Raw genomic sequence first — 11,029 nt, 5'->3', positions numbered from 1 at the left:
CGAGATGACGTCGAGCGGCTCATTTTCATCCTGACCAGAATGGAGTATATATATATTAATTAAAAAAGAGTAACACTCACTTCATCTTGGCTTTGTACATTCAAATCCAAATGAATTCACGTTTCAAAATATGTATGCTTAAATAGTTTATTTATTTGATTACTATTTAACTCTCCTCAGCATGTCACTGTTACTCTTGGTATCTTATTCAGTGAAACTCAGATTTATACTTTTAAATTTAGCTCATTTAGTAGCAATTTTATTTGATACGGAATTATGACTCACTCTATTCCACTAATATGTGATATACCAAAAAATCAGCGTGAACTTATGCAAATGTCTTATGTCTTATGTCTTATGTCTTATGTCTTATGTCTTATGTCTTATGTCTTATGTCTTATGTCTTATGTCTTATGTCTTATGTCTTATGTCTTATGTCTTATGTCTTATGTTCTGACATTTACATAACTGCATTTTGTAGCAGATATAGCATTCATTCCCTACTCAATATTCGTATCGCTGCTACCAAGGATGCCTGGGTAAGATCCCCATGTTATATGTCTTTTTACCTGCCGCTTCAGACATGGTGAAAGATAGGTTACCCTATGCGAACAAGGTTCAGCAGCGTCAAAAACATAGCACCTTTGGTCTGCGTAATCATTAAGCATGGATAAACTTCCTTACTGAATTAAGTGGTTACGCTACGGTCAATGCTGGCATTTTAACGTCGAATCTTATATTTATATAATTAAATTACCTCAATAAAGGGGACAAAACGTAAAAGTGAAAAACGAAAGCAATCAACCTACGTTCCTTTTCCACGACTATGAAACTTTCGGGAAAAGCCCATCGCTGGACCGCCCTGCGCAGTTTGCCGGCATCCGCACCGATATGGATTTTAACATTATTGGCGAACCGGAAGTGTTCTACTGCCAGCCTGCAGACGACTATCTGCCGCAGCCGGAAGCCGTGATGATCACCGGCATTACGCCGCAGCTGGCGAAAGCCAAAGGCATGAACGAGGCCGCTTTCACCCAGCGTATTCACCAGCTGTTTAGCGAGCCCAATACCTGCATCGTCGGCTATAACAATATCCGTTTTGACGACGAGGTCACGCGTAATCTGCTCTACCGCAACTTTTACGATCCTTACGGCTGGAGCTGGCAGAACGGCAACAGCCGCTGGGATTTGCTGGACGTGATGCGCGCCTGCTACGCGCTGAGGCCGGAAGGTATCGAGTGGCCGGAAAATGACGACGGCTTTCCCAGCTTTCGCCTGGAACATCTGACCAAAGCCAACGGCGTGGCGCACGAAAACGCGCACGATGCGATGTCCGATGTTTACGCGACCATCGCTATGGCAAAGCTGGTAAAAGAGAAGCAGCCGCGCCTGTATGATTTTCTGTTCAGCCATCGCAACAAGCAGAAAATTATGACGCTTATCGATATTCCGCAGATGAAGCCGCTGATGCACATCTCCGGCATGTTTGGCGCCCAGCGCGGCAATACCAGCTGGATCGCCCCGCTCGCCTGGCATCCCACCAATAAAAACGCGCTGATTACCTGCGATCTGGCCCAGGATATTTCTCCGCTCCTGTCGCTGGATGCCGATGCGCTGCGTGAGAGACTCTACACGCGCCGGGAAGATTTGGGCGATGCCGCACCCGTCCCGATCAAGCTGATGCATATCAATAAATGTCCGGTCGTCGCACCGGCCAATACGTTACGCCCGGAAGATGCGGAGCGTCTGGGGATCGATCGTCAGCGCTGCCTGGATAATCTGGCGCTGCTGCGTCAGCACCCGGAGGCGCGTGAAAAAGTGGTGGCGCTCTATGCGGAAGCGGAGCCGTTTGTGGCTTCTGACGATGTGGACGCCCAGCTCTACGACGGCTTTTTCAGCGACGCCGATCGCAGCGCCATGAATATTATCCGGCAAACGACGCCGGAAAACCTGCCCGCGCTGGATCTGACCTTTAACGATAAGCGTATTGAGAAGCTGCTGTTCCGCTTTCGGGCGCGCAACTTCCCCGGCACGCTGGATGAGGCCGAGCAAAAGCGCTGGTTGCAGCATCGCCGTGAGGCGCTCAGCCCGGAACGCGTGCAGAACTATGTGCAGGAGCTGGAGATGCTGTTTAATCAGTACGACGGCGATAAGGCGAAGATGACGCAGCTGAAAGCGCTGTTTGATTACGCTCGCGAACTGGTTTCCTGATTTTTCGGCTACGGGCAGCGGCAATTAAAAAGGGCGCGGTTCACAGAACCGCGCCCTTCTTTTTAGCCCATCACCACGCTAAATGCGGGCTGGGTTACATCGGCTCTTCGGTGTATTGCGGCACCGGTTTGCGGAAGCGCTGCGTCACCACGGCCAGATAGACCAGGCCAATTGCGCCCCAGACCAGGCCGAGGATCATCGAGCTTTCTTCCAGATTGATCCACAGCGCGCCCACCGTCAGCGCGCCGCACAGCGGCAGCAGCAGGAAGTTGATGTTGTCCTTCAGCGTCTTGTTGCGCCCTTCACGGATCCAGAACTGCGAGATCACCGAAAGGTTAACAAAGGTGAAGGCCACCAGCGCGCCGAAGTTGATCAGCGCCGTCGCCGTCACCAGGTCGAAGGTAATGGCGGAAAGCGCGATAGCGCCTACCAACAATACGTTCAGCGCTGGCGTATGCAGCTTCGGATGAATATAGCCGAAGAAGCGCTCCGGGAACACGCCGTCACGCCCCATCACATACATCAGGCGGGAAACGCCCGCGTGCGCCGCCATGCCGGAAGCCAGCACGGTGATGCAGGAGAAAATCAGAATGCCGAACTGGAAGGTTTTACCCGCCACGTAGAGCATGATTTCCGGCTGCGACGCGTCCGGATCTTTAAAGCGCGAGATATCCGGGAAATAAAGCTGCAGGAAGTAAGAAACCACGATAAAGATCACGCCGCCAATCAGGGCGGTCAAAAAGATCGCTTTCGGGATCACTCGACCCGCATCCTTGGTTTCTTCCGACAGCGAACTGATGCCGTCAAAGCCCAGGAACGAGAAGCACAGAATGGTCGCGCCGGTGATCATAGGCACCACGTGCGCCTGCTCAGACCAGAACGGCTTGCTGCTGGTCAGGGTGCCGGCCCCTTCGCCATGGGACACGCCGTAAATTACCATACCGGTAATCGCCACCATGACCGCCATTTGCAGCACCACGATAATGCTGTTGAAATTGGCGACGGTTTTAATGCCCTTGAGGTTAGAAAGGGTCATAAAACCAACCAGCAGCACCACGAATATCCATGATGGGACACCCGGCACCAGCGCTTCAAAATAGATTTTCGCCAGCAGGATATTGATCATCGGCATGATCAGGTAATCCAGCAGCGAGGACCAGCCCACCATAAAGCCGACGTGCGGGCTGATGGCTTTTTGGGCATAGGTATAGGCCGAGCCGGCAGACGGGAAGCGGCGAACCAGCTTGCCGTAGCTCAGCGCAGTAAACAGGATCGCGATTAACGCGAAGGCGTAGGCGGTTGCTACGTGACCGTCTGTGAGGCCGGAAACGATGCCGAACGTATCGAACAGGGTCATTGGCTGCATATAAGCCAGGCCCATCATCACTACAGGCATCAGAGTCAGCGTTTTTTTCAGGTGCGCGCGCGGCGCGGCGGTCTGGGAATTATGCGACATGATTCAGCCTCCCCATAGCATCAACCTTTCTGGGTTGAACCACAGGGAAACTTCGCTTTATGCGAGCGTTGTTCTGATTTGGGAAGGTAAAGCAGGCAGGCGTGAAGGTGACGGCTGCCGCTGCGCCGTAGTCGTCGCGCAGATGTTTACCGGCTGCGGCCGGCGTAATGAAGTGTTGCCCCATCTTTATTTCCTCAAAAACACTGTCAGTGTGTATCAGTCCGGCTGAGCCGGCCTCTTTGGCTTCGTTTTTTTGTGCAAAAAAAATAACCGGCGCGTTAAGCGTCGGTTATTCATTTACAGTCCGTATATTTTGCCAGGCTGTAAGACAGAATACAAGTTTTTAAAGCCTTTCTGCGCCATTTCTTTACAGGAAACGTCAGGCATTTTTCAACATCCAGTCGATTTCTGTGGCGGTGATCAGCCGTTCAAAATGCATCAGTTCATGATGTTTGCAGCTGTGCCAGACAAACCCAAAGCGCTCGCCCAGCAGCTTTTGCAGCGGAGAGCTTTGGGCAAATTCGTCCAGCGCATCGCTTTGCCTGATCGGCAACGGTCTGCCGTCGGCTTCATGGCCGTTGCCGGTAATGGCCGACGGCAGCGGCAGCTGATTATCGATGCCGTGCAGAATGCCCGCCAGCACCGCGGCGACCACCAGATAAGGATTGGCATCCGCGCCTGCCACGCGGTACTCCACGCGATGGTTTTCCGCTTCGCCACAGGGAATACGCAACGCTACCGTACGGTTGTTGTGCCCCCAGGATGCCTGTAGAGGCACAAAGGCTTCCGGTAAAAAGCGACGATAGGCATTAACGTTAGGCGCCAGCAGCGCCATGGAGGCGGGCATCAGATCGATCATCCCGGCCAGCGCTCGCTTCAGCAGGGGCGAATCGCTGCCGTCATCGGTGATAAAGGCGTTATGATCGGCGGCGTCCAGCAGGCTGATATGAACGTGCATTCCGCTACCGGCCCAGGCCTCGTAGGGTTTTGCCATAAAGGTAGCGTTCATCCCGTGATTTTCTGCCACCTGACGGATTAGCCGCTTCAGCTGCACGGCATGATCGCAGGCGCTGAGCACGTTGCGGGTATGGCGCAGATTGATTTCAAACTGGCCTGGCGAGGCTTCCGCCAGCGCGCCGTCGGCCGGAATACCCTGCAGTCTGGCCAGCCTGTCGATATCATTGAGCACGGCGGCAAAACAGTCGAGATTATCAACCGAATAAACCTGGCTTTGCCGGTTACGATCGTCGCTGCCCGGCGAGCACGGCGGCTGAATGGCGCCTTCCGCATCGCGTTTTTTATCGACGAGATAGAACTCCAGCTCTACCGCTACCACCGGAAATAACCCCCGATTGCGCAACTGCTGCCAAAGGTGATTCAGGACATTCCGGGGTTCAACGTCAAAGGGAGTACCATCTTGATTACGCATGGTCAGCAAAAGCTGCGCCAGGCGCTGCGGATCGGTTGCGGAGGGAGTCAGCGTGCCTTCGACGGGAAAGCAGATATTATCCGGTTCACCCAGCGCCTGGCCAAGTCCGGCCTCTTCCACCGTGTTGCCGAGAATATCCATGGCATAGACGGAAGCGGGAAAATAACAGCCTTTTTCCAGCCTGAGCAAACTGCCGATCGGGAGGCGTTTGCCGCGAAAAACACCGTTTAAATCATTAAGCAGAACATCAACATGCTGTGTTTCAGGATAGCGTTCCAGATAAGTTTCTACTTCAAGCTGGAACGCGCTGGTTCGCTCGCCATGCCGCGTAAAATCTTCCACTTCGACGATATTGGTCATGATGCCACCCGCCTTCGCTCAGTCTGATGTTTGCGCGCCGCTCAAAATAAGCGCCGCCTTCTTAACATAGCGTCAACTATTCAGCGCGGCAAATGTTATGACAGAGTTTATTTTCCAGGCAAAATCTTTTGCATATTGCCTTGCAGAGTGCCAGATTGGCTGGATAAGGCACGGATCCGTCCTGCCTTTCCGCGCTCACTAAAACCGGACGGAGAGTTGGGATGGGCATTATTTCGAACAACCCCTTGATTGACGTAATAATGTATCAGGCAAGCCTCAGCAAACAGGCCCTGACGACGGCGCTTCCCGATGCCTGCCCGGCATGGCAAAACCCAACCGGGTATGCTGGCTTTGACCTTAAGGAAGACTATTTATTAACGCCTTTACGTGCGTTTTTTCGGCAGCAAAAGGAAACCCGTCGATGAGCGATATTTCTCTGGCCCCCGGCCGCCGCCTGGCTGAAATCCGCCAGCAGCAGGGCCTGTCGCAGCGGCGCGTGGCCGAGCTTTCCGGCCTGACGCACAGCGCCATCAGCACTATCGAGCAGGACAAGGTCAGTCCCGCCGTCGGTACATTACAGAAGCTGTTAAAAGTTTATGGCCTCTCCCTTTCCGAATTCTTTTCCGAGCCGGTCCAGCCTGCCAGGCCGAAGGTGGTAATAGAGGCAAATGAGCTGATTGATATTGGCAGCCAGGGGGTATCGCTGCGGTTGATCCATAACGGCAGCCCCGAGCGGACGCTGGCGATGATGTTAGAAACCTATGAACCCGGCGCGACAACCGAAAAAATTCGTCATCAGGGCGAAGAAATCGGTACGCTGCTGGAAGGCGAAATCACCTTAACCGTCGACGGCCAGCGCTATCAGCTTCGGGCTGGCCAAAGCTACGTTATCGATACCGGCCATCCCCACAGCTTTAATAACACCTCTGCGCAGCCCTGCCGGATCGTCAGCGCGCATACCCCAACCACCTTTTGATCGCCAGTTGACACCGCATCGCGCTTTTTGTTGGAGAAAGCTATGGAACATGTGCAGAGCTATTACGCCGCTACGGCCAATCCTCATGACCGTTGGCCACGGCTCGCGGATGATATTCTCTGCGACGTCTGCATCATCGGCGGCGGTTTTACCGGCCTTTCCTCGGCGCTCTACCTTACCGAAGCGGGTTATGACGTAGTGGTGCTGGAAGCGGCCAGGGTTGGCTTTGGCGCCAGCGGCCGCAACGGCGGGCAGGTGGTTAACTCCTACAGCCGTGATATTGACGTTATTGAGCGCCGCTACGGCAAAGAAAGCGCACGGCTGCTGGGCAGCATGATGTTTGAAGGCGCTGCGGCGATCCGCGACCGTATCGATCGCTACGCCATTAGCTGTGACTACCGGCCCGGCGGCGTTTTTGCCGCGCTGAACAGCCGTCAGTTCAGCCACTTAAAGCAGCAGCACCAACGCTGGCAGCACTATGGTAATCATCAGCTGGAGCTGCTGGACGAGCTGGGCATCCGGCGTAAAATCGCCAGCGAACGCTATGTCGGCGGCCTGCTGGATCGCAGCGGCGGTCATCTGCATCCTCTGAATCTTGCGCTGGGCGAAGCGGAGGCGATTCGCCGTCACGGCGGCAGGATTTATGAAGAGTCAGAGGCGACCGCCGTGACCTACGGCACGCCGCATCGCGTCAGGACGGCTCAGGGTAGCGTATTGGCTAAATACGTTATTTTTGCCGGTAATGCCTATCTGGCGCCGCAGCTGGAACCCAGACTGGCGAGCAAGAGCCTGCCCTGTAGCTCGCAGATCGTCGTCACGGAACCGCTCTCACGCGATAAGGCGCTGGCGCTGCTGCCGGACAACTACTGTGTAGAAGACCGTAACTATCTGTTGGATTACTATCGCCTGACGGCCGACAACCGCCTGCTGTATGGCGGCGGCGTGAGCTATGGCGCGCGCGAGCCGGGCAACATCCACGAGCTGATCCGGCCCAGACTGCTAAAGACCTTTCCACAGCTGGAAGGAATAAAATTTGATTATGCCTGGAGCGGGAACTTTTTGCTGACGCTGTCCCGTATGCCGCAGATCGGCAGGCTGGAAAACGGCGTTTACTATATGCAGGGCGACAGCGGGCACGGCGTGACCTGGACGCATCTGGCAGGCAAACTGGTTTGTGAAGCGTTGCAGGGCGAGCCAAAACGCTTCGATGCGTTCGCCCGCCTGCCGCATCTGCCTTTCCCGGGCGGTCGCCGTCTGCGCACGCCTCTGACGGCGCTGGGCGCCGCCTGGTATGCGTTGAGGGACCGATTGGGGGTTTAAGTGAAAGTTCGTATCAAGCAAAAGATCGAACAGGATAGAAAATTTACCCTTAAACTTTTAATTATTCCCGGATTGATTTGCTTATTTTCCAGCGTACTTAATAGAAACCGCCCGCTGAAAGTGATTCATAACATTCTCGGGGCGGTAAAATGACGCTACTCTCAAGAGTATAATCTTTTATCGATAGCGATAGCTCAGATTCTTACAAGTATAAAATTTATGTCCTTGCAACACAGCCAGACCTAAAGCGTTTTCCCCTGTAACTTCAGGAAGCTCATATTGAACCTCAAAGCCTGTAAGGCGTAACTTATTGTTTTTAAAGTGGCTGGCTACATCTTCACGCGCCACGATCCGTGTTCTGACAAAATATTCTTTACCCTTCTCGTCAACATTATGCACAAAAATGTCGTCGGGGGCAGTGTCTTCAGCTAAAGGAACTTTACTCCACCCTACAATAGAAACCTGACGCTGATTGTTTTGCGCAGAAAATTTAACACTTTCGAGATACCCTTCACAGCTGGCTGATGTCCTCTCACCTTCGTAATCCGGTGAAGAAATAATCTCACCAGGATAAGAAGAATGAATATCCATATTCTCTAAAGAAAGATTCTCCCAACTATATTTAAACTCAGGATAGAAGTAATTTGATGAAGTGGCAGTAAACTTAATTTTTTTTACTTTATCCCCTACATAGGGGAAAGAGTTTAATAATGGTGAAGCCAAAACCCCACTGCCAGCGTTGAGAATATTCAACCTGAACTTTTTTTCCTCTCCAGAATAGAGTAAGTAATGCACATAAAGAACATCACCACGAAACATCAGGTTTTTCATTTTAGCATAATTTGTTAATTTAAAACGTGGGATTATTTTTACTATTCCGTGAACAGAATTAGGAACATCAATCCAGCGATCAAATTTTTCATTACCTGAGAAGGAAATGTTTGGTTGATAATGGACAAGGCCTTTATTCGCCTGTAGTAACATCACAGGTTTATTATTCTTGTCTATAAAGTGCTGCACAACATGATAATTTAACATGATAGCGTTCGTGGTTAAAGGATCTTCATTTAATGCATATTTCCCGTCAAATCCTTCAAAACTATTGCATGTTTCATTAAAACAGTTTTGCCCCGCATGCCATATAACAAACTCTGGCCGATTATTACTTTCAAAATAATGTTGATTCATTTTATCCAGTATTGGCGTCAACGTCATATAATTTTGAAAGAGCGGTCGATTTTTATAGTTAAGATGGTTTGCAAAAACAAATTCATTATTATAAGGATAAACATCAACACTGGCCTTACCGATAATAGCAAGAATACTTTCAGGAAGCAGATAGTTTTTATATTTTTCAGCAATTCTTTGTTCAGGGCTTTTACTGAAATCCTCATGTTTATAAAAAGGTTTAGCTATAGAAAACCCTGCAACCACAGGAACAAATGAGATAAAAACCAAGGAACCCAAGACTGTCACAAACACTCCAAACCATCTTTTTCTGCTATTAAAGCAAGTTATCATAGCGATAACTGAAATTGGTATAATAAAATAATTAAGATAATGATCAGCCCTTCCAAAGCCTAGTTTGATAAATATAATCATTAAACCATTAAATGTTAGAATCAACGCAGGATAATGTGAAATTAAAAACAAATTCATTGCAAAAAAAATAATAATAAATGCAATATAAATCCCAATTGGCAGGACATTATCATACGTCATATCAACCGCATTACCAAAATTCAATTGCGAATTGATAGTGATATAATCTTTCATGCTAACTAAATCATGAAATATAGCTAAACCTACCGCTATGTAAGCTAAAAACAAAGCGATAACAAAGTAAAAAATCACCCCTGGTTTTTTATATTGAATAGATTTATACAAAAAATAACTACCAAAAGTCGCTGCAGCCACCATTCCATAAAGAAATCGCACGTAAAAGAAAGCACCTGTTACCAGCCCTAAAAATATTATTATTTTCAGAGAGTATGGTAAAGCCATGCCCTGACGTTTTACACCCTTATGATTTTCAAAAAGCACGACCAATAAAAAAGGCCATAACAAAAAAACAGAAGGGAACATCAGATTATTAAGATATAGAAAAAAAACAATAATAAAAGCACACCATGCGTGAATGCTTTTAGTCAACTTGATAAGGAGAAACCAAAACGTTGCTGCTACGAGGCTCATAAATGTTAGCGAGAGCCAATAGGTTAGTTCACTATATTGCGTGACAGTGCCTCCGGTCAGCCAATAAAGTGGCCCATAGCTAAATAAGAAATCCTTATTCCCATAAAACATGGAATTTGTCATATTAATCCACTGTTCAACACCGCGAATAGAATTCCCATTCATAGGGTTAGAATGTAGATATGCGAAAAGGAGACAAAAAACAACCGCAAAAAGCTTTGCGTTAGTGGTTTTTATTGAGCTCATAGTACTTTTTATCAACACAGCTCAGTCCTTTGGATTAAATTTACCCAGGCATGCATCAAACAGCGTTTTCAAAACCGCATAATTGCCGCGAAAGCTGCTAATTTTAGTGGGCACCTCACCCTTCGGATATCTCCTGACAGTTGCCATTTCAGTACACTTATAACCTAACTTAGGAGCACGATAAGACAGATAGGCAAGAAGTTCATAACTCATAAAAACATCACGAAACGGTGCTATACGCGGATCGGCCAACATTTTGCTACTGTATGCACGGAATCCCTGAGTTGTGTCAGTCCATCTGAAGCCTGAAGACAGGCTTAGTAAAGGGGCATGGATTAAGCGAATAGCAAAATGTCGAGATTTAGGCGTATTCTCCGCCACGCCGCCGCTAATAAAACGAGAAGCTTGAACGAAATCTACCCCCTTTTCCAAAGCAGAAATAAAGCGTGGAATAGCTTCAGGATCGTCTTTATCATTACCATCTATAGTAACAATACCCTTATAACCTTGATCCAGACAAAAAGAATAAGCGCAGCGTAATTGAGCACTCAATTTACCATTCCCTGTCTTAACTAACAGACCACTAACCCGGTATTTTTTTAATTTATCCAAAGCTAAGGAGCCATCCTGGCTGCCACCGTCAATAATAATGATGTCAGCGTAAGAACTCACGTTTATTTCAGCCATTCGACTTAATAGACTAGTAATACGCTCACCTTCATTAATAACAGGTATAACCACACACCAGGGATGATTTTTACCTTCCCACAATGATATTTTATAAGCAGGAACTTGCCATTCTGTGCGAGCTTGAAGATTTGACATAGCCTTTAAAATT

General features: G+C 49.2%; 8 protein-coding genes. 4 read left to right on the top strand and 4 right to left on the bottom strand.

All coding sequences use genetic code 11. The features are described from left to right. Positions 1 to 783: 783 nt before the first annotated feature. On the top strand, positions 784 to 2,211 hold the full coding sequence (gene sbcB, locus AB6T85_RS11795) for an exodeoxyribonuclease I (RefSeq protein ID WP_369895648.1): 1,428 nt from the start codon (positions 784 to 786) through the stop codon (positions 2,209 to 2,211). A gap of 94 nt (positions 2,212 to 2,305) precedes the next feature. Here the strand turns inward: sbcB and AB6T85_RS11790 are convergent, their stop codons facing one another. Both AB6T85_RS11790 and AB6T85_RS11785 read right to left on the bottom strand, forming a co-directional pair. Continuing rightward, on the bottom strand, positions 2,306 to 3,667 hold the full coding sequence (locus AB6T85_RS11790; protein ID WP_253460155.1) for an APC family permease: 1,362 nt from the start codon (positions 3,665 to 3,667) through the stop codon (positions 2,306 to 2,308). A 379-nt stretch (positions 3,668 to 4,046) separates the two neighbouring features. Further along, entirely contained in the window at positions 4,047 to 5,459 is a 1,413-nt protein-coding gene (locus tag AB6T85_RS11785) for a glutamine synthetase family protein (RefSeq protein ID WP_253461276.1), read from the bottom strand. Positions 5,460 to 5,677: 218 nt separating this feature from the next. On the opposite strand from AB6T85_RS11785, the gene AB6T85_RS11780 reads away from it, so the two are divergent. Genes AB6T85_RS11780 through AB6T85_RS11770 form a run of 3 tightly spaced genes read left to right on the top strand, consistent with a single transcriptional unit; the run spans position 5,678 to position 7,752 of the window. Continuing rightward, positions 5,678 to 5,881 carry a hypothetical protein gene (locus AB6T85_RS11780; protein WP_253460152.1) on the top strand — a complete coding sequence of 68 codons (204 nt, stop codon included), beginning with the start codon at positions 5,678 to 5,680 and terminating at the stop codon, positions 5,879 to 5,881. Further along, positions 5,878 to 6,432: an HTH-type transcriptional regulator PuuR gene (gene puuR, locus AB6T85_RS11775; protein WP_301251083.1), complete on the top strand. Its 555-nt coding sequence runs from the start codon at positions 5,878 to 5,880 to the stop codon at positions 6,430 to 6,432. Before AB6T85_RS11780 ends, puuR begins: the two co-directional genes overlap by 4 nt. 42 nt (positions 6,433 to 6,474) lie before the next feature. Beyond that, positions 6,475 to 7,752: an NAD(P)/FAD-dependent oxidoreductase gene (locus AB6T85_RS11770; RefSeq protein ID WP_369895646.1), complete on the top strand. Its 1,278-nt coding sequence runs from the start codon at positions 6,475 to 6,477 to the stop codon at positions 7,750 to 7,752. 177 nt (positions 7,753 to 7,929) lie between these two features. Here the strand turns inward: AB6T85_RS11770 and AB6T85_RS11765 are convergent, their stop codons facing one another. Both AB6T85_RS11765 and AB6T85_RS11760 read right to left on the bottom strand, forming a co-directional pair. After that, positions 7,930 to 10,209, bottom strand: a complete 2,280-nt coding sequence (locus AB6T85_RS11765; protein WP_369895644.1) for a hypothetical protein — start codon at positions 10,207 to 10,209, stop codon at positions 7,930 to 7,932. A 3-nt stretch (positions 10,210 to 10,212) separates the two neighbouring features. Then, a complete protein-coding gene (locus AB6T85_RS11760; protein WP_369895643.1) occupies positions 10,213 to 11,016 on the bottom strand; it encodes a glycosyltransferase family 2 protein in 804 nt (267 codons plus the stop codon). Between the last annotated feature and the right edge of the window lie 13 nt (positions 11,017 to 11,029).

This window comes from Erwinia aeris, assembly GCF_041224955.1.
Taxonomy (GTDB): Bacteria; Pseudomonadota; Gammaproteobacteria; order Enterobacterales; family Enterobacteriaceae; genus Erwinia; species Erwinia aeris.
This window is presented reverse-complemented; position numbering and strand designations above follow the sequence as displayed.

What these genes read in the sequence shown, in the direction of transcription:
- AB6T85_RS11790 (WP_253460155.1), bottom strand. Translation starts at nt 3,667, where the DNA reads ATGTCGCATAATTCCCAGACCGCCGCGCCGCGCGCGCACCTGAAAAAA.
- AB6T85_RS11780 (WP_253460152.1), top strand. Translation starts at nt 5,678, where the DNA reads ATGGGCATTATTTCGAACAACCCCTTGATTGACGTAATAATGTATCAG.
- puuR (WP_301251083.1), top strand. Translation starts at nt 5,878, where the DNA reads ATGAGCGATATTTCTCTGGCCCCCGGCCGCCGCCTGGCTGAAATCCGC.
- AB6T85_RS11770 (WP_369895646.1), top strand. Translation starts at nt 6,475, where the DNA reads ATGGAACATGTGCAGAGCTATTACGCCGCTACGGCCAATCCTCATGAC.
- AB6T85_RS11760 (WP_369895643.1), bottom strand. Translation starts at nt 11,016, where the DNA reads ATGTCAAATCTTCAAGCTCGCACAGAATGGCAAGTTCCTGCTTATAAA.